Genomic DNA, 16874 nt, shown 5'->3' with positions numbered 1-16874 from the left:
AACGGAGGGCGTCATGAAACGCATCGGCGTCATCGGGACCACCGGAGGGTGGTCCTCGGAACTGCTGGCCGACACGGTGGCCGAGATCACCGGCGGGCCGCGCCTGCTGGTGGATATGTCCCGCGTCCGCCTGGACCTGCCCGGCGGCTCGGCCTGGTTCGACGGCACGGACCTGGCCACCCTGGACGGGCTCATCGTCAAGAAGATCGGCGCGCGCTACTCGCCGGACCTGCTCGACCGCCTGGAGGTGCTGCGCTTCCTGGCCGCGCGCGGGCTGCCCGTGTTCTCCGATCCCCTGGCCATCATGCGCGTGCTCGACCGGCTCTCGTGCACCGTGACCCTGCAACTGGAAAACATCCCCATGCCGCCCACGACCATCACCGAAGACGTGGAGCAGGCCCTGGAAGCGCTGGAGGCTTACGGCCAGGCCGTGTTCAAGCCGCTGTACACCTCCAAGGCCCGGGGCATGGCCATCATCTCCCGCGGGCCGCAGGCCCGGGAGGCCGTGGCCGCCTACGCCGCCGAGAACCCCATCATGTACATCCAGAAAACCGTGGAGCTGGACGACAGGGACCTGGGCGTGGTCTTCCTGGGCGGCGAGTACCTGACCACCTACGCCCGCTGCAAGACCAACGGCGCCTGGAACACCACCACCGCCTCGGGCGGCAAATACGCGCCCTTCGAGCCCGGGCCGGACATCGTGGACCTGGCCCGCCGGGCCCAGGCGCCCTTCGGGCTGGACTTCACCTGCGTGGACGTGGCCATCACCGCCCAGGGGCCCTGCGTGTTCGAGGTTTCGGCCTTCGGCGGCTTCCGGGGCATCCAGGAGACCAGCGGCCTGGACCCCGCCCGGCTCTACGCCCGCTATGCCCTGGAGAGGATCGCGTCATGAGCGTGCCCATGCCCCCGGATGCCCTGGTTTCCGTCGGCGCCCTGGCCGCGTGGGCCCGCGCGGCGCTGCCCGCCGGGCACGCCCTGTTCCTGGCCCTGGGCGACTGCGTGGTGGAGGTCCGCACCAGCCGGGCGGAGCTGAAGGACGCCCTGGCCGGATATTTCGACGAATTCCTCTGCCCGCCCCCGGCCCCCGGCGCGGCAGACATCCTCATCACCGCCCACGAGGCCCCCGCGCCGGACCTGGGCCTGGCCCTGGCCGAAAAGGCTCCGGACCCGGGCAAGGCCAAGGTCAAGGAGCAGTGGGCCGACCTGCCCGACGGGCGCGTGGTCCGCAAGCGGCTGACGGGCATGGTCTTCGCCTTCGGCGGCGGGGTCAACGTGGCCCTGGGGCCCTGCCTGGCCAACCCCAACCAGGTCATCAACTTCGTGAACAACCGCTTCATCGAGCGCAAGCTCGACGCGGGCTGCCTGCTGGGCCACGCCGCCGGGGTGGCCCTGGGCGGGCGCGGGCTGGCCCTGGCGGGATTTTCGGGCATGGGCAAGTCCACCCTGGCGCTGCACCTCATGTCGCGCGGCACGGATTTCGTGTCCAACGACCGGGTGCTCATGCAGGAGAACCCGGGCGGCGGCGCGACCATGTTCGGCGTGGCCAAGCACCCGCGCATCAACCCCGGCACGGCCCTGGCCAACGCGGACCTTTCGGACATCGTCGCCCCGACGGACCGCGAGCGTTTCCTGGCCCTGCCCGAGGCCGAGCTGTGGGCCCTGGAGCACAAGTACGACGCCCTCATCGACCAGTGCTTCGGCCCCGGGCGCTTCCGGCTCCAGGCGCCCATGGACGCCCTGGTGCTGCTCAACTGGCGGCGCGGCGCGGGCCCCATGGCCGCCCGGCTGGTGGACCCCGCCCGGCGCACGGACCTGCTGCCCGCGTTCATGAAGGCCACGGGCCTGTTCTACCGCCCGGCCGACCCCGCCCGCCCGCAGGACCCGCCCCTGGCCGACTACGTGCGCGCCCTGTCGCGTTGCGCGGTCATCGAGCTGGCGGGCGGGGTGGACTTCGAGGCCGGGGCCGGGGTATGCCTGGAGTTCCTGAACACGGGGCAGACCCCCGCCGCGCAGCCGGAGGGCTAGACGACCATGGTCCAGGTGCGCATCACCCGCCAGGCCCGGGTGCCCGACCCGGTGCTCCTGCGCCGCCACGAGCGCTGCCCCGACCTGGGGCCGCGCATCCTGTTCTTCAGCGGCGGCTCGGCCCTGCGCGCCCTGTCCCAGCGGCTCATCCGCTACACGCACAACTCCATCCACCTCATCACGCCCTTCGACTCGGGCGGCAGCTCCGCCGTGCTGCGCCGGGCCTTCGGCATGCCCGCCATCGGCGACGTGCGCAACCGGCTCATGGCCCTGTCCGACCAGAGCCTGCACGGCAACCCCGAGGTGGTCGCCCTGTTCGCCCACCGCTTTCCCAAGGACGCTCCGGCAAAGGAGCTGCGCGAGGCCATGGAAACCATGGCCCGGGGCAGGCACCCCCTGGTTTCGGCCATCCCCGACCCCATGCGCAAGATCATCCGCCACCACCTGCGCGTGTTCACCGAATGGATGCCTCCGGTCTTCGACCTGGCCGGGGCCAGCGTGGGCAACCTGGTGCTCACGGCGGGCTATCTGGAGCACCGCAGGCACCTCGACCCGGTGATCTACATCTTCTCCAAGCTGGCCGAGGTGCGCGGCACGGTGCGCCCGGTGGTCAACCACAGCCTGCACCTGTGCGCCGAGCTGGAAGACGGCACGACCGTCCTGGGCCAGCATCTCATCACCGGCAAGGAAGGCCCGGCCCCGGCCTCGCCCGTGCGGGCCCTGCGGCTGGTGCGCAGCGCGGCGGACACCGACGCCGCGCGCGTGCCCATCCGCGACAAGGTTCGCAGGCTCATCGCCTCGGCGGACCTGATCTGCTTTCCCGTCGGCAGCTTCTGGACCAGCCTGATCGCCACGCTGCTGCCCCAGGGCGTGGGCGCCGCCGTGGCGGCCAACCCCTGCCCCAAGGTCTTCGTTCCCAACCTGGGCCACGACCCCGAGGCCCCGGGCCTCACGGTGGCCGAGCAACTGCGCGTGCTGCTGGCGACCCTGACCCGCGACGCCCCCGGCGCCGGGCTGCCCGTGGACTTCGTGCTCGTGGACCAGAAAAACGGCAAGTACCCGGGCCCGCTGGACAAGCGGGCCATCCAGGCCAAGGGGGCCGAGATCATCGACTGCCCCCTGATCACCCCGGACAGCGCGCCCCTCCTGGACCCGGAACTCCTGGCCCAGGCGCTGCTGTCCCTCACCTGAGCGCCGGAACGTCCGGCCCAAAGGAGCGCCCCATGGAAAAGGACAAGATTTCCCTGGAACAGTCCATGGCCCTCGAAGACGCCATCGCCTACCTGGAAGACCTGGCCGACGGCTTCCGCGCGGGCAGGGTCATCGTGGCCCAGGGCGACACCAGCCTGGAGCTGGTGCCCGCCGACAGCGTGGACGTGGAGGTGGAGGCCCGCGTGAAGAAGGGCAAGGCCAAGTTCAGCCTGGAGCTGGAATGGCGCACGCCCGTGGAGCCCGGCGAGCAGGTGGTCCTCACCCCGGTGGAGACCGACATGCCCGCCCCCGAAGCGCCCGCGGCCCCCAAGCCCCCCAAGGCCGAGGCCAAGCCCGCCCCCGAGGCGCCCAAGCCCGCCGCTCCCGCCAAGGACGCCCCCGCCAAGGACGCCGCCAAGGACAAGGACGCCAAGGCCGCCCCGGCCAAACCCGGCAAATAGGCCCGAAGCGCCCGGAAAGAAACAAGGCCCCCGCTCACCACGGGGGCCTTGTCTTTGACGCCTTGCCTTCCCCCGGGGGCAAGGATAGGAAACGCGCAGGAGAGCCCCATGCAGCAGTTGAGCCTCCAGGCCGTCCTGGAAATCGCCTTCCCCCTGTTCCTGATCATGGACCCCATCGGCAACGGGGTCGTCTGCCTGACGGTGCTCAAGGATTTCCCGGCCCGGCGCCAGCGGGCCATCATCCTGCGCGAGCTGGTCTTCGCCCTGGTCATCATCGTGCTGTTCATGTACCTGGGCGAGGGTCTGCTCGGGCTTCTGGACATCCACCAGTCCACCCTGCGCATGGCCGGCGGGGTCATCCTGTTCATCATCTCCATGAAGATGGTCTTCCCCCAGTCCGACGACGCCCTGTCCGACCCGCATCTGAAGGACCCGTTCATCGTGCCCATCGCCGTGCCCTTCGTGGCCGGGCCGTCGTGTCTGGCGGCGGTGATGGTCTACGCCCACCGCGACAGCCACGCCGTGCTGCTGCCCGCCATCGGCGCGGCCTGGGCCGCCACCCTGGCCTTCATGCTCCTGGCCCCGGCCCTGACGCGCGTGCTCGGCGCCAAGGGCATGCGCGCCATGGAGCGGCTCATGGGCCTGGTGCTCATCCTCATGTCCTTCCAGATGCTCGAGGACGGCATCCGCCTGTTCATCGCCAGCCTCTAGCCGTTCCGCCCGGGTTGCCACCGGGCCGGGCCATCCCGTACACTGGCCCCCCGGCCCCACGCCCGCCAACCCCCGGAGGAGCCCATGCCGCCCCGCGAATCCTACGACTGGCTGCGCGCCCATGCGGTGGAAACCGCCACCATCGGCTCGGCCCTGGCCCTGCTGCACTGGGACCAGTCCACCAAGATGCCCCCGGCGGGCCACGCCCACCGCACCGCCCAGGTCGGCATCCTGACCAAACTGCTGCACGAGCGGCGCACCGACCCGCGTGTGGGCGAAGCCCTGGACAAGGCCCGGGCCGAACTGCTGCGCGAGGACCCCGAAAGCGAATTCACGGCCAACGTGCGCGAATGGCAGCGGGCCTACGACCGCGCGGTGCGCATCCCCACGGAGCTGGCCGTGGCCACGGCCCGGGCCGCCGCCGAAGGCGAAACCGCCTGGAAGCGCGCCCGGCCGGACAGCGACTGGCAGGCTTTTTTGCCGCACCTGGAGGAGATCGTGCGCCTGCGGCGCGAGGAGGCCGAGGCCGTAGGCTACGCGAACGAGCCCTACGACGCCCTTTTGGACGAATACGAGCCCGGGGAGACGGCCGCGAGCCTGGAGCCCGTGCTGGCCGGGCTGCGCCGCGAGCTGGTGCCCCTGCTGGAGCGCATCCTCGGCGCGCCCCGCCAGCCCGACCGCACCCTGCTGACCCGCCACTATCCCCTGGGCTGCCAGCGGGCCCTGTGCCGCGAGGCCGTTGCGGCCATCGGCTTCGACTTCGAGGCCGGGCGCATCGATCCCACGGCGCACCCCTTCTCCACGCGCATCGGCCCCGGGGACGTGCGCATCACCACGCGCTACAACGAGCACGCCTTCGGCGAGGGCTTCTTCGGCGCCATCCACGAGGCCGGGCACGCCCTGTACAGCCAGGGCATCCCCGGCGCGCACTTCGGCACGCCCTGCGGCGTGTCCGTGTCCCTGGGCGTCCACGAGTCGCAGTCGCGGCTGTGGGAGAACATGGTCGCCCGCTCGCGGGGCTTCTGGCGCCACTTCCTGCCCCGGGCCGAGGAGCGCTTCGACTGCCTGCGCGGCGTGGAGCTGGACGCCTTCGTGCTGGCCGTCAACGACGTGCGGCCGAGCCTGATCCGCGTGGAGGCCGACGAGGTGACCTACAACCTGCACGTGCTGCTGCGCTTCGGGCTGGAGCTGGCGCTTTTGCGCGGGCGCCTGGAGCCGCGCGACCTGCCCGGGGCCTGGGACGAATCCATGCGCGCCCTGCTGGGCCTGACCCCGCCGGACCTGGCCGACGGCGTGATGCAGGACGTGCACTGGTCCGCCGGGCTGCTGGGCTATTTCCCGACCTACACCCTGGGCAACCTCTACGCGGCGCAGCTTTTCGAGGCCGCCGGGCGCGAGCTGGGCGGCGGGCCCCAGGGCCTGGACGAGCGCTTCGCCGCCGGGGACTTCGCGCCCCTGCTGGGCTGGCTGCGCGAAAAGGTCCACGTCCACGGCAGCCGCTTCGTGCCGCGCGAGCTGATGCGCCGGGCCACGGGGGCCGAGCTGGGCCACGAGGCCTTCATGCGCTACCTGACGGCCAAGTACGAAGCCCTCTACGGCCTGTAGCGCCGAGGCGGGCACGGGTCCTGGTCCTCCCGCCCTTTGGGCCCGCGCAGGCAGCGCGGCCTATCAAACTGAAATTCATGCACATCATGAAGCGTAGCGGCCTCCGGGCCGCTCCGCTTCCGTGGAATGGCACGAAAAAGTCGCCAAGCTGTAAGCTTTTTTCTTTACATCGGCTGGCGACCGCGTGCTATAGGAGTACTAAGCCGAATTTCCCGCGAACGCGGGAGGCGATGCGTAAACCCGAACAGCCAGGAGGGAACGCCATGACCCAGGTCAGAGTGCAACGCCACGGCAAGCCCGACCTGCTCTTTTCCGGCATGCGGCTGGCGCACGTGGACGACCGCGTGTTCACCGGCTTCACCGAGAACTGGATGGAAACCAGCCTGTACCGCACGTCCATGAGCCAATACGTGCTGGCCTCCGAGTTCCGCGTCACCAGTTGCGGGCGGCGCAGCGTGCCCACGGCCCTGGTCTTCGCCTCGGCCCAGGACCTGCTGGACTACATGGAGGTCGGCACCCGGCCCCTGTCGCCCCTGGCCGCCGAACTGCTGCGCCAGGCCTCGCTGGAAGACCCGGCCTTCACCCTGTGCGGCACCTTCGCGCCGGTGGCCCTGCGTCCGCCGGTGGCCCTGGCCGTGGGCGCGCAGTAGCGGGTCCGGGCGCACCCCTGCGGCACGGCGCCCGGCCCGGCTTACATGACCTCGCGAGCCATCCAGATCACGCGGCCCAGGATGTCCACGTTGACCTGCTCGCCCATGGTGATTTCCAGCGGGTCGTAGAAGCTGCGGTTGTCGCTGATGAGCACCAGCCGCCCGGGCTTCTTGTCCAGCCGCTTGACCACGATCTCGTCGTCGATGCGCACGGCGTAGATCTTGCCCGTAAGGATGTCGCGCTGGGAAAGGTCCACCAGCACCACGTCCTCGTCCTCCAGGGTCGGCTCCATGCTCACGCCGGTGACGCGCATCAGGCGCATGGAACGAATGTCGCCCTTGCCCGCCAGCCAGGCGCGGCGGAAGGCGTAGTAGCCGACCACGTCGCCGCTGGTCTCCAGGCTTCCGCCGCCGCCCGAGAGCCGGGCCTTGACCATGGGCACGTAATCGAACTCGCCCTCGGCTTCGGGTCCGGGGGCCACGTCCTCCCCGGTTTCACGCACGGTGCGCTGGTCCAGGTGCATGGCCCCGCGCCCGGTCTCCAGCCAGAAGGGATTCACGCCATGACCGCGAAAGAGCTTGAGCAGCCATTCGGCGGGAATCTTGTCCTTGCTCTTGGCGTCGGACACCGCCCCCCGGCTCACGCCCAGCTCGTCGGCCAGGGCGCTCTGGGTGCCCAGCTCCAGGGCCTGCATCATGCGCTCGATGATTTGCGCGGCGCCGAAGCCCTCGACCACGGAGCCGGGCCCGACGGGCTGGAATACGGGTTTGCGCTTGCTGACGGCCATGGCCACCTCCCCGGGCCGCGAGGCGGCCCCTGCGCGGCCCCTGGGGGCCGGTTTGCGGTTCTGTCCGCGCGCCGCCGCGCCCATGCGCCCCGGCCGGGGCCCGCACCGGGCACCCCGGCCTGTCCGCTTCCTGGGCACGGATTCGTCGCGCTTGACAGGATGCATGTACATAATTACTGATTTTACGTCAAGCAAAACAATACCGCTCAAGCAACGCTTGCGGCTTTGCAAAGCCCCGGAAATGGGGCATGCTCAAAGCCCCGCACCCTCCAACCACGGAAGCCAGAAACCCATGCTTTTCCGCCTGTTCGCGGCCTTCGCGCTGATTCCGGTGCTCGAAATCTACCTGCTCATCAAGCTCGGCTCCCTGCTGGGGGCCGAGGCGACCATCGCCCTGGTGCTGGCCTCGGCCCTGGCCGGGGCCTGGCTGGCCCGCCAGCAGGGCCTGGGCGTCATGCTGCGCATCCGCGAGTCCATGGCCCGGGGCGCGGCCCCCGCCGAGGAAATGGTCGATGCCCTGCTGATCCTGGTGGCCGGGGTGCTGCTGCTGACCCCGGGCTTCATCACCGACACGGCGGGCCTGCTGCTGCTCGTTCCGCCCGTGCGCGGGCGCATCAAGGCCGCCCTGCGCCGCGCCCTGGAGGACTGGGTCCGGCGCGGCCAGGTGCGCGTGGTCCGCTTCCCCTAGCACCGCCATGTACGATTCCGAGCCGCTGCCCGTCCGCCACGAGGCGCCCGCCTGGGCCGACCTGGGCGCGGCCATGGGCCGGGCGCCCCTGCGCCAGGGCGTGGCGGACGACTGGTCCCTGGCCCTGCGGGCCCGGGGCATCCCCCACCGCCCGCTGCGCGCCGGGGCCCGCTGGCGCATCCTGGTGCCCGTGGCGCGGCTGGACGACGCCGTGCAGGAACTGACGGCCTACCTGGAAGAACAGCCCGTGGGCCCGCCCGAGCCCGAACCCCGGCCCGGGCCGCTCTCCCCCGCCGTGCAGACCTCCGTGGCCGTGGTCGCCCTGGCCGCGGCCTTCACCGCGTTCATCGCCGCGCCGCACCCGGGCCTGGGCCTGTATCCCGACACCTGGCAGGAGCTCGGCCAGGCGGATTCGGCGCGCATCCTGGGCGGGCAATGGTGGCGCGCGGTCACGGCCCTGACCCTGCACGCCGACGCGGCGCACTTCGTGGGCAACGCGGCCTTCGGCGGGCTGTTCACGGCGCTCCTGGGCCGCGCCGTCGGCGCGGGCACGGCCTGGGGCCTGTTCGTGGCCTGCGGGCTGGCGGGCAACCTGCTCAACGCCTGGTTCCACGGCCCGGGGCACCTGTCCGTGGGGGCGTCCACGGCGGTGTTCGGCGTGGTCGGCGCCATGGGCGCGGCGGCCATGGCCGCCCACCGCAGGCCGGACCTGCTGCGCGCCGTGGCCCCGGTGGCCGCCGGGCTGGGCATCCTGGCCATGCTCGGCACCGAGGGCGAGCGCACCGACCTGGGCGCGCACCTGTTCGGATTCCTGGCCGGATTGCCCCTGGGCTGGCTGGCGGGCAAGCGCGCCGCGCGCCCGGGCCCGGAGCGCACGCCCCCGGGCCGGTGGGCCGGGCTGGGCGGGCTGGCCCTGGTCGCTGCGGCCTGGGGGCTGGCCCTGGCCGGGCGCTGATCCGGCGGCCGCCCCGCCCGGGCGGCGCAAACGCAAGCTCGCCGCGCAGTATTCCTGCGCGGCGAGCTTGTAGGCATGCCGTTTCCATCGGCCCGCTCCATCCCGGCGGCGGCTACCCCTGCCGCCCCGGAGTCTCCTCCGGGTCCTCCCCCAGGGCCTCGGCCAGGGCCCGGCACAGTTCGTGGTCCGACGCGGGCTTGCCCAGCACGGCACTGGCCCCGGCTTCCAGGGCCCGGGTCCGGATGTCCTGGTCCGAATAGGCCGAAATGACGATTACCGGCACCCCGCACTCGTGGACCAGCCGCCGCGTGGCCGCGATGCCGTCTCCGCCGCCGCGCAACGACACGTCCATGAGCGCCGCATCCACCACTCCGGAGCGCGCGAATTCCACGGCGTCGTGGGCCGCGTCCGTCACGTGGCAGACCTCGAAGCCCGCTTCCTCGACCTGCCTGCGCAAAGCCAGAGCGATGATGAACTCATCCTCGACGACCATCACCCTGCGGCGCCGTTCATGCCGCCGTGCGTCGCACTCTTCTTCGTTGCCAGCGCCCATCCGGCCTCCTTTCCCCAGATGCCGCTCCCGGACCAGACCCCGCCAAAGGGCAACCCCCTTTTTGGGGTATCCTTCATATTTCACACATCGCGGGCTTCTGGCAAGAGCCAAGGCAAACGTTTCTTTTTCGGCGCCACTTGCCTCGTTCCGGCCGCTGGCCTATCCTGAAGGCATCATCCACAACCGGCCCTTCATCGGGCCGCAAGCCACGGAGCCGCCCATGCCCACCATCAACAGGGACGCCGCCCTGGCCGGACTGCTGACCTCCCTGGCCGCCGACGCCCTGGCCCTCGGCGCGCACTGGATCTACGACGCCGGGCGCATCGCCCGCGACATCGCCCCCGTGGACCGGCTGCTGCCCCCGCCGCCGGATTCCCACCACAAGCGCCGCACGGCCGGAGACTTCACCCACTACGGCGATCAGACCTTCGTCCTGCTCGAGTCCGTGGCCGCCTCGGGCGGCTTCGACCCGCACGATTTCTTCCAGCGCTGGAAGGCCCTGTTCGCCGACTACGACGGCTACGTGGACGGCGCCACCCGGGGCACCCTGGGGCGCATCGAATTCGGCGAGGGCCCCGAGACCTCGGGCTCCAATTCCCGCGACCTCGCCGGGGCCGCGCGCATCGCTCCGCTGGTCCTGGCCCTGCGCGACGATCTGCCCGCCCTGGTCAACGCCGCCCGCGCCCAGACGCGCATGACCCACAACACGCCCCAGGTCGTCGATGCCGCCGAGTTCTTCGCCCGCGCCGCCCACGCCGCCCTCGCGGGCGCCCCGGCCGCGGATGCCCTCCGGCAGGCCGCAGGCGCCGACTACGCCGCCGCCCCCGTGGCCGACTGGCTGAACGCGGGCCTGGATCTGGCCGACACCGATACCACGGCCGCCATCGCCACCCTGGGCCAAAGCTGCCACATCGAGGACGCCTTCCCCGCCGTGGTCCAGATCATCGCCCGCCACGCGGCCGCGCCCGCCACCGCCCTGGAACACAACATCCTGGCCGGAGGCGACAGCGCCGCACGCGGACTGCTGGCCGGGCTCGTCCTCGGCTGCGCCAGCGGCCCCGGCGCAGTGCCCGCCGCCTGGATCGACGGCCTGACCCGCGCCCAGGCCATCGGCCGACTGGCCGCGAGCATCCCCTGAGGCCGAAGCCCGGGGGACGGTGCGTATATCCTCCGGACGGATTAGCCTCCGGCGGCTCAAGGGCCACGGGCCCTTGAGAATCCCGCTTTAGGGGGCGTGGCGGCGTGCCGCCGCGCCCCCTAAACGGGGTCCCTAGGGGCGACGGCCCCTAAGCCGCCGGAGGCTCGTCCGTCCCCGGGAGTACGCACCGTCCCCCGGGCTTCGGCCCGCAGTGGACGCCGCCGCCGCGAGGGTGTAGGAATCGGGGGCCTGCCCCGCACCACAGCCCCGCACCACAGGACAGTTTTCCCATGGCCGTGACACACGTCGTCTCCCAGTGCTTCAAAAATGCGGTTTCAGTCAGTGCAACCCTGTTCCGGGTCATGGTGCCCATCATCATCGTGGTCAAGGTGCTGCGCGAGCTGGGGTGGATCGCCTATCTGGCCGTGCCGCTCGAGCCGGTGATGGCGCTGGTGGGCCTGCCGGCGAGCATGGGGCTGGTGTGGGCCACGGCGCTGCTGAACACGGTGTACGCGTCCATGGTGGTCTTCGTGTCCCTGGCGCCCGACGCCGGGCTGACCGTGGCCCAGACCACGGTCCTATGCACCATGCTGCTCATCGCCCACGGGCTGCCGGTGGAGCTGAAGGTCGCCCAGCAGTGCGGGGTGTCCATGCTCGGGCAGGGGCTGTTGCGGGTGGGGGCGGCGCTGTGCTGCGGGCTGATGCTGCACGGCATTTTCGACGGCTTCGGGCTGCTCCAGCAGCCGGGCGGCGTGTTCTGGACCCCGGGGGCCGAGCCCGCGACCCTGGCGGCCTGGGCCCTGCGCGAGGTCCGGACCCTGGCGGCCATCTTCTGCATCATCTTCGCGCTGATGCTGGCCATGCGTCTGCTGGAATGGCTGCGCGTGACGGACCTGCTGCAATTCCTGCTGCGCCCGGTGTTGCGGCGCATGGGCATCGGCCCCCAGGCCGCCACGGTGACCATCGTGGGCCTGGCCCTGGGCCTGTCCTACGGCAGCGGACTGATCATCCACGAGTCGCGCTCCGGGCGCATCGGCCCGCGCGACCTGTTCCATTCCCTGACGCTCATGGGCCTGGCCCACGCCCTGGTGGAGGACACCATGCTCGTCCTGCTGCTGGGGGCGAACTTCAACGGGGTCTTCTGGGGGCGGCTGCTGTTCTCGCTGCTGTTCATGGCCCTGCTGCTGCGCGTGACCACGGCGATGCCCGACGCGACCTTCGCGCGCATCTTCCTGCGCCGGGGCGCGGTCATGGCTGCGGCGCCCACCGGGGCTGCGCAGAACGCCGGGGCCGCTGACGATATTTCGTGATTTTGATTTCATCCGGACAGGGCGCGGGGCGGAAGGCCAAGCCTTCCGCCCCGCGTCCTGTCCGGGCCCCGGCGCCGCAGCGCCGCGGCCCGAGCCCGGAGCGTCCCTCCCGGTATCACATGAAGCGCTTGCGCTCGTCCACGATGCTGCGCAGGTACTGATCGCGCTCCGAGGGGTCCTCGGGCATGTAGGCCGTGTTCGGCGGCTCGGCGCTCGGCGGGCGGCCCCGGCGGCTCTTGACCAGCCCCTGGGCGCCCACGATCTCGAAGACCACCTCGCGCGGGTCCATGCCCGTCAGTTTCGCCAAGCGCGCCACATACTTGGGCACCACGTTCTGGCACTGGGTCACGTATTCGCACAGGCCCTTGTAGTCCTGCTCCTCCCAGGAGCCGAGCACCCCGGAAATATCGTCTCCGGAAACCTCGACCTGGTCGTGGAGCATCTTGGTCAACCGGAACTTGTCCAACAGATTCATGTGGGTCCCCCTGGTCGGTTATGCGGGGAACCGAGCAACGCCCATGCCAAAGAAAGGCGTCCGGCCAGACGGTGCGGGTGCCTTCCGGCCCAGTTCGCGCCGCAGGCCCTCTCACAGGCCGGGAAATCGAAGTTTTCACCTTGTGGAAAAATTTGCAAAACCTGCAATCCTGCCCGCAAGGCCCTTCCCTGGCGGCCTCCGACCCGCGATTCCGGGCCATCCGGCCTCCACTTTTGTTTTGCAATTCCAGCAAACTCACGATATATCGTCATCAGCCTACAGCCCGCAACCGCCCGCGCGCAAGGACCGCCCATGACTCTGCGGCACATGAACTTCTTCAAGCTGCTCTCCGGCGAGGTCGCCCCGCGCCAGATCCTGCTCAAATTCCTGCTGCTGCTCCTGGAGTTGCAAAACGTGGAGCGCGGGTCCATCTGGAGCCGCGAGGACGACGACTACGTGTGCCTGGAGGCCGTGGGCGAGGAAAGCGACACCATCAAAGGCATGCGCATCCCCAGGACCATGGAAAGCATCGTCGGCTGGGTGATGAAGAACGGCCGCATGACCACCGCCGAGGTCGGGCGCGACGAGCGGCACTTCAAGGAAGCCGAGGAGGGCCTGGCCGTCAAGTCCAGCGTCATCCTGGCTTTTCCGCTGATCCTCAAGGACTCCTCGGTCTACGGCGTCGTCGAGGTCATCGACACCAGCGCCGGGGGCGACTCCATGAACCTGGCCCCCGAATACCTCGAATTTCTGCAAAACCTTGTGGACATCGGCTCCATCGCCCTGTCCAACTCCATCGAGTTCTTCGGCCAGGTGCAGGAAAACCGCGAACTCAAGCGCACGATCCAGGTCATGAGCGGCGAGGGGCTGGTGGCCGGGCCGAGCCCGACCTTCGGCCACGCCGTGCGCCTGGCGCGCAGCTACGCCGCCAACGACTATCCCGTGCTCATCACCGGCGAATCCGGCGTGGGCAAGGAGGTCCTGGCCCGCGAGATCCACCGCGTCAGCGCCCGCCACGGCAAGCCCTTCCTGGTCCAGAACTGCAGCGCCATCCCGCGCGCCCTGCTGGCCAGCGAGCTGTTCGGCTACAAGCGCGGGGCCTTCACCGGGGCCTACCGCGACAAGGTCGGCCTGTTCGAGGCCGCCACCGGGGGCACCGTGTTCCTGGACGAGATCGGCGACATGTCCACGGACCTCCAGGCCGCGCTGCTGCGCGTGCTCCAGGACAACGAGATCAAGCCCCTGGGCGGCAACGTGGCCCGCAAGGTGGACGTGCGCATCATCTCGGCCACCAACAAGGACCTGCGCCAGGCCATCCGCGAGGGCACCTTCCGCGAGGACCTGTTCTTCCGGCTCAACGTGCTGCCCGTGGTGGTGCCGCCCCTGCGCGAGCGCCCCGAGGACGTGCCCTACCTGCTGGCCCACTTCATCCGCCGCGAGGCCGTGCTGCTGGGCCAGGAGCCCCGGCCCGTGTCCCACGCGGCCATGGAGCTGCTCGCGGCCTACCCCTGGCCGGGCAACGTGCGCGAAATGGAGAACTTCGTGAAGCTCGTGCTCGTCACCGCCGAGGGCGACGAGATCGTTCCGGCGGACCTGCCTTCCTCCATCGTGGACGGCGCCCGCGAACGCCTGGCCGAGGTGCGCCCCGAGCTGGCGGCCACCGTGGCCGCGCCCCTGGGCGATCCCTTCGCGGGCAAGGACTGGGACGCCGTGGAACGCGAATACGTCCTGCACCTGCTGGAGCGCCACCGCTGGGTCATCAGCCGCGCCGCGCGCGAGGCGGGCCTCAAGCGCTCGACCTTCGATTCGCGCATGAAGCGCCTGGGCATCAGCAAGACCCCGCCCCGGGCCTAGGCCCGCGCGCCCGTGCGCCGTCTCGCGGCCAACGCCTCCACGCCGCCCGGCCCGGGGTGCATCGGGGCCCCGCGCTAGCGCCCGGGGCCGCGAATCCACGGCCCGGCCACGCGCCCCAGGCGCAGGCCCGGAGGCTTGCGGCCCTCGGCGTCGGGGTCGGCGGCCCCGCCCCCTCCGGAGCCGTCGGGGGAATCCGGCACGAGCCGCACCTCGAACTGCCCGGGCCGCGCCCGCTGCGCCCGGGCGACCTGCTCCAACTGGTCGGCCCACAGCGTTCCGGGCTCCGGCCCCATGGCCAGAACCAGCGTCGGAACCTGCACGCCGTCCAGGGCCACTGGCGCCCCGGCCGCGCCCTCGGGCCCCGGGGGCACCAGCGCCAGGACCAGAAAATCCGGAGCCACACTGCGCGTGGCGGCCAGGGCCGCCACCGCCGCCCCGCCGCCCTGGCCCCACAGCCCGGCCCGGGCGCCGTCCACCCCCGGCTGGGCCCGCAGGGTGCGCAGGGCCGCCAGGGCGTCCGCCGCCCGCTCCCCGGGCGAAACGGCCCCGCCCTGCCCCGGGCCGCACCCGCGCCCCTCGTAGACCAGCACGGCCAGCCCGTGCAGGGCCAGGGCCTGGGCGAAGCCGAGCATCCGCTCCGGCCCGGCGCAGTCCGCGCAGTGCAGCAAGACGACCCCCGGCACGGGCTCGCGCTCCGGCACGAGCACCAGCGTCCCCGCCAGCTCGCCCCCCGGGGCCTCGACGGCCACCCCGGCCCGGGTGAATTCCACGCGCGTGCCGTACTGCATGGGCGGCACGTCGGGCAGCCAGACGAGCTGGGCCGGAAGCAGGATGCGCTTGTCCTCGTAGCGGTCCTTCTTGGGCAGGATGGTCACCGAGCCGACCACGGGCTCGGCCTGGTCGAAGGCCGGGCCGTAGGTGAAGATCATCTCGCCCCGGCGCGTGAGCTTGCGGTGCAGCCCGGTGCGCGCGTCGTAGAACAGGAAGGCGTCGTAGGCCTCGCGGCCGTCGATGACGCTGACCACGCGGTCCCGGCCCACGGCGTAGTGGCCGAAATAATCCTCGGGCACGTAGGTGTCGGCCCCGCAGGCGTCCAGGGCGAAGGTGTCGGCAAAGGCCGCGAAGCCGTGCAGCCCGGTGACGTAGGTCGTGTCGCCGCGCTGGGTCGCGCTGGCCTGGGCCAGGGCGCGGGTGGGGTCGGCCTCGCGGGGGGCGTCCGGCGCGGGGGCGGGGGCGGCCGGAGCATCGGCGCGCGGCAGCCAGGGGAAGGCCGGTGCCGCGGGCGGCTGCGCATCGGGCGCGGGAGGCACGGGAGTGGAAGCCTGCGGCGGCACGGGAGCGGAAGCCAGCGGCGGCGGGGGCACGGGGGCGTTGCGGGGCGCGGCGGGCGCGGGCGCCGGGGCAACGGCCCGGGGCGCCGGGAGCGGCGCAGCGGCGGGCGCGGGCGGCGGCCCGGCCTGCGGCGCAGGCTCCGGGGCCGGAGCGGCCATCCGCACCAGATCCACGGTGTAGACCGGCACGAAGGGCTCCGGCGCCCGCCCCGGCCACGCCGCAACCCACAGCCCGCCCAGGGCCAGGGCCGCATGCAGCAGCAGGGACAGGACAACGCTTGCGATGCGCATGGCGCGGGCGACCTCCGGGCGCCGGGGCGCCCGGCTCGCCGGAACGCCCTGCCCGATGCTAGCACCTTTGCCTTCCGGGCGCCAATTTCCTTGCTTCTCCCTGTGATTCCAGGCCCAAGGCCCTGGTCAACGCCCCATGCCTTGGCTAGAGTGGGCCCATGACCAGCCGCCGCGACCAGCCCGCCGCCCCCGTGAGCGTCCCGGCCCCCGGGCCCGAGGAGGCCCTGCGCGCCGCCGTGGCCTACTACGACGCCCACGCCGGGGAGTTCCAGGCCCAGACGGCCGACCTGGACCTGGAGCACGTGTTCGCGCGTTTTCTGCCCCACCTCCCGCCGGGCGGGGCCATCCTCGAAGCGGGCTGCGGCGCGGGGCGCGATGCCCGGCGGCTGGCCGCGCGCGGCTACCGGGTGGAGGCCTTCGACGCCTCCCCGGCCATGGTCCGCCTGGCGCGGGCTCACGCCGGGGTGCCCGTGCGCGTGCTGGATTTCACGGCCATGGACTACCCGCCGCGCTTCCACGGCGTGTTCGCCAACGCCTCCCTGCTGCACCTGCCCCCGGCGGCGCTGCCCGGGGCCCTGGAGGCCGTGGCCCGGGCCCTGGTGCCCGGGGGCGTGCTCTACGCGGGCCTCAAGCACGGCAGCGGCCACTGGACGCGCCAGGGCCTGCCCTTCTGGGCCCACGACGAAGCGGCTCTGGCGGCCCTGCTGGCCCCGCCCGGCCCCCTGCGGCTCGTGGAAACCTGGACCACGCCGGACCTGCGCCCCGGGCGCGAAAACCAGACCTGGCTGCACTGCATCGCCAAAAAGCCCTGAGCGGGCGCCGAAATCCCATTGCGCCTTTGACGCCCC

The 16874-nt window shown here is 71.8% G+C and carries 17 protein-coding genes; 13 read left to right on the top strand and 4 right to left on the bottom strand.

Features of this window, described 5'->3' with window-relative positions; all coding sequences use genetic code 11:
- Window positions 1-13 precede the first annotated feature (13 nt).
- The 7 genes from ACZ5KV_RS12045 to ACZ5KV_RS12015 all read left to right on the top strand — a co-directional run bounded on the left by ACZ5KV_RS12045 (window position 14) and on the right by ACZ5KV_RS12015 (window position 6643).
- Window positions 14-892, top strand: coding sequence for a GAK system ATP-grasp enzyme (locus tag ACZ5KV_RS12045; protein WP_464239552.1), 879 nt, complete (start codon window positions 14-16; stop codon window positions 890-892).
- On the top strand, window positions 889-2025 hold the full coding sequence (locus tag ACZ5KV_RS12040; protein WP_464239551.1) for an HprK-related kinase B: 1137 nt from the start codon (window positions 889-891) through the stop codon (window positions 2023-2025). Before ACZ5KV_RS12045 ends, ACZ5KV_RS12040 begins: the two co-directional genes overlap by 4 nt.
- A 6-nt stretch (window positions 2026-2031) precedes the next feature.
- Window positions 2032-3216, top strand: a complete 1185-nt coding sequence (locus ACZ5KV_RS12035; RefSeq protein WP_464239550.1) for a GAK system CofD-like protein — start codon at window positions 2032-2034, stop codon at window positions 3214-3216.
- A 32-nt stretch (window positions 3217-3248) separates the two neighbouring features.
- The gene (locus tag ACZ5KV_RS12030; protein ID WP_464239549.1) at window positions 3249-3677 is read left to right on the top strand and encodes an amphi-Trp domain-containing protein; all 429 of its coding nucleotides are present in this window, start codon (window positions 3249-3251) and stop codon (window positions 3675-3677) included.
- Window positions 3678-3785: 108 nt separating this feature from the next.
- Window positions 3786-4388 carry a MarC family protein gene (locus ACZ5KV_RS12025; protein WP_464239548.1) on the top strand — a complete coding sequence of 201 codons (603 nt, stop codon included), beginning with the start codon at window positions 3786-3788 and terminating at the stop codon, window positions 4386-4388.
- A gap of 84 nt (window positions 4389-4472) precedes the next feature.
- Window positions 4473-5993 carry a carboxypeptidase M32 gene (locus ACZ5KV_RS12020; RefSeq protein WP_464239547.1) on the top strand — a complete coding sequence of 507 codons (1521 nt, stop codon included), beginning with the start codon at window positions 4473-4475 and terminating at the stop codon, window positions 5991-5993.
- A 263-nt stretch (window positions 5994-6256) separates the two neighbouring features.
- Window positions 6257-6643 (top strand): hypothetical protein, encoded by a 387-nt coding sequence (locus ACZ5KV_RS12015; protein WP_464239546.1) that lies wholly within the window; start codon window positions 6257-6259, stop codon window positions 6641-6643.
- A gap of 41 nt (window positions 6644-6684) precedes the next feature.
- On the opposite strand, the gene ACZ5KV_RS12010 is transcribed toward ACZ5KV_RS12015, so the two are convergent.
- Window positions 6685-7431, bottom strand: a complete 747-nt coding sequence (locus ACZ5KV_RS12010) for a LexA family transcriptional regulator (RefSeq protein WP_464239545.1) — start codon at window positions 7429-7431, stop codon at window positions 6685-6687.
- Between the two features lie 292 nt (window positions 7432-7723).
- Between ACZ5KV_RS12010 and ACZ5KV_RS12005 the strand changes: the two genes are divergently transcribed.
- Both ACZ5KV_RS12005 and ACZ5KV_RS12000 read left to right on the top strand, forming a co-directional pair.
- The gene (locus ACZ5KV_RS12005; RefSeq protein ID WP_464239544.1) at window positions 7724-8119 is read left to right on the top strand and encodes an FxsA family protein; all 396 of its coding nucleotides are present in this window, start codon (window positions 7724-7726) and stop codon (window positions 8117-8119) included.
- Window positions 8120-8126: 7 nt separating this feature from the next.
- Window positions 8127-9074 carry a rhomboid family intramembrane serine protease gene (locus ACZ5KV_RS12000; RefSeq protein ID WP_464239543.1) on the top strand — a complete coding sequence of 316 codons (948 nt, stop codon included), beginning with the start codon at window positions 8127-8129 and terminating at the stop codon, window positions 9072-9074.
- 112 nt (window positions 9075-9186) lie between these two features.
- On the opposite strand, the gene ACZ5KV_RS11995 is transcribed toward ACZ5KV_RS12000, so the two are convergent.
- Complete coding sequence (locus ACZ5KV_RS11995; RefSeq protein WP_464239542.1) at window positions 9187-9627, bottom strand: response regulator; 441 nt, start codon at window positions 9625-9627, stop codon at window positions 9187-9189.
- A gap of 220 nt (window positions 9628-9847) precedes the next feature.
- On the opposite strand from ACZ5KV_RS11995, the gene ACZ5KV_RS11990 reads away from it, so the two are divergent.
- Window positions 9848-10765 carry an ADP-ribosylglycohydrolase family protein gene (locus ACZ5KV_RS11990; protein ID WP_464239541.1) on the top strand — a complete coding sequence of 306 codons (918 nt, stop codon included), beginning with the start codon at window positions 9848-9850 and terminating at the stop codon, window positions 10763-10765.
- Between the two features lie 290 nt (window positions 10766-11055).
- Window positions 11056-12075: a nucleoside recognition domain-containing protein gene (locus ACZ5KV_RS11985; protein WP_464239540.1), complete on the top strand. Its 1020-nt coding sequence runs from the start codon at window positions 11056-11058 to the stop codon at window positions 12073-12075.
- 115 nt (window positions 12076-12190) lie between these two features.
- Here ACZ5KV_RS11985 and ACZ5KV_RS11980 read toward each other — a convergent pair whose 3' ends face one another.
- Complete coding sequence (locus ACZ5KV_RS11980; RefSeq protein WP_464239539.1) at window positions 12191-12550, bottom strand: hypothetical protein; 360 nt, start codon at window positions 12548-12550, stop codon at window positions 12191-12193.
- Between the two features lie 312 nt (window positions 12551-12862).
- Here ACZ5KV_RS11980 and ACZ5KV_RS11975 point away from each other — a divergent pair, with 312 nt between their 5' ends.
- Window positions 12863-14404, top strand: coding sequence for a sigma 54-interacting transcriptional regulator (locus tag ACZ5KV_RS11975; protein ID WP_464239538.1), 1542 nt, complete (start codon window positions 12863-12865; stop codon window positions 14402-14404).
- A gap of 74 nt (window positions 14405-14478) precedes the next feature.
- Here ACZ5KV_RS11975 and ACZ5KV_RS11970 read toward each other — a convergent pair whose 3' ends face one another.
- Entirely contained in the window at window positions 14479-16026 is a 1548-nt protein-coding gene (locus tag ACZ5KV_RS11970) for an alpha/beta hydrolase (RefSeq protein ID WP_464239537.1), read from the bottom strand.
- Window positions 16027-16184: 158 nt separating this feature from the next.
- On the opposite strand from ACZ5KV_RS11970, the gene ACZ5KV_RS11965 reads away from it, so the two are divergent.
- A complete protein-coding gene (locus tag ACZ5KV_RS11965) occupies window positions 16185-16838 on the top strand; it encodes a class I SAM-dependent methyltransferase (protein ID WP_464239536.1) in 654 nt (217 codons plus the stop codon).
- The last annotated feature ends 36 nt before the right edge of the window (window positions 16839-16874 follow it).

The organism is Desulfocurvus thunnarius, from assembly GCF_055390965.1.
The sequence above is the reverse complement of the archived record's forward strand: the minus strand, read 5'-3'. Positions and strand labels throughout refer to the sequence as shown.

Excerpts from the sequence above, each read along its gene's own strand:
- ACZ5KV_RS12045 (WP_464239552.1), top strand. The coding sequence starts at position 14 with ATGAAACGCATCGGCGTCATCGGGACCACCGGAGGGTGGTCCTCGGAA.
- ACZ5KV_RS12040 (WP_464239551.1), top strand. The coding sequence starts at position 889 with ATGAGCGTGCCCATGCCCCCGGATGCCCTGGTTTCCGTCGGCGCCCTG.
- ACZ5KV_RS12035 (WP_464239550.1), top strand. The coding sequence starts at position 2,032 with ATGGTCCAGGTGCGCATCACCCGCCAGGCCCGGGTGCCCGACCCGGTG.
- ACZ5KV_RS12030 (WP_464239549.1), top strand. The coding sequence starts at position 3,249 with ATGGAAAAGGACAAGATTTCCCTGGAACAGTCCATGGCCCTCGAAGAC.
- ACZ5KV_RS12025 (WP_464239548.1), top strand. The coding sequence starts at position 3,786 with ATGCAGCAGTTGAGCCTCCAGGCCGTCCTGGAAATCGCCTTCCCCCTG.
- ACZ5KV_RS12020 (WP_464239547.1), top strand. The coding sequence starts at position 4,473 with ATGCCGCCCCGCGAATCCTACGACTGGCTGCGCGCCCATGCGGTGGAA.
- ACZ5KV_RS12015 (WP_464239546.1), top strand. The coding sequence starts at position 6,257 with ATGACCCAGGTCAGAGTGCAACGCCACGGCAAGCCCGACCTGCTCTTT.
- ACZ5KV_RS12010 (WP_464239545.1), bottom strand. The coding sequence starts at position 7,431 with ATGGCCGTCAGCAAGCGCAAACCCGTATTCCAGCCCGTCGGGCCCGGC.
- ACZ5KV_RS12005 (WP_464239544.1), top strand. The coding sequence starts at position 7,724 with ATGCTTTTCCGCCTGTTCGCGGCCTTCGCGCTGATTCCGGTGCTCGAA.
- ACZ5KV_RS12000 (WP_464239543.1), top strand. The coding sequence starts at position 8,127 with ATGTACGATTCCGAGCCGCTGCCCGTCCGCCACGAGGCGCCCGCCTGG.
- ACZ5KV_RS11995 (WP_464239542.1), bottom strand. The coding sequence starts at position 9,627 with ATGGGCGCTGGCAACGAAGAAGAGTGCGACGCACGGCGGCATGAACGG.
- ACZ5KV_RS11990 (WP_464239541.1), top strand. The coding sequence starts at position 9,848 with ATGCCCACCATCAACAGGGACGCCGCCCTGGCCGGACTGCTGACCTCC.
- ACZ5KV_RS11985 (WP_464239540.1), top strand. The coding sequence starts at position 11,056 with ATGGCCGTGACACACGTCGTCTCCCAGTGCTTCAAAAATGCGGTTTCA.
- ACZ5KV_RS11980 (WP_464239539.1), bottom strand. The coding sequence starts at position 12,550 with ATGAATCTGTTGGACAAGTTCCGGTTGACCAAGATGCTCCACGACCAG.
- ACZ5KV_RS11975 (WP_464239538.1), top strand. The coding sequence starts at position 12,863 with ATGACTCTGCGGCACATGAACTTCTTCAAGCTGCTCTCCGGCGAGGTC.
- ACZ5KV_RS11970 (WP_464239537.1), bottom strand. The coding sequence starts at position 16,026 with ATGCGCATCGCAAGCGTTGTCCTGTCCCTGCTGCTGCATGCGGCCCTG.
- ACZ5KV_RS11965 (WP_464239536.1), top strand. The coding sequence starts at position 16,185 with ATGACCAGCCGCCGCGACCAGCCCGCCGCCCCCGTGAGCGTCCCGGCC.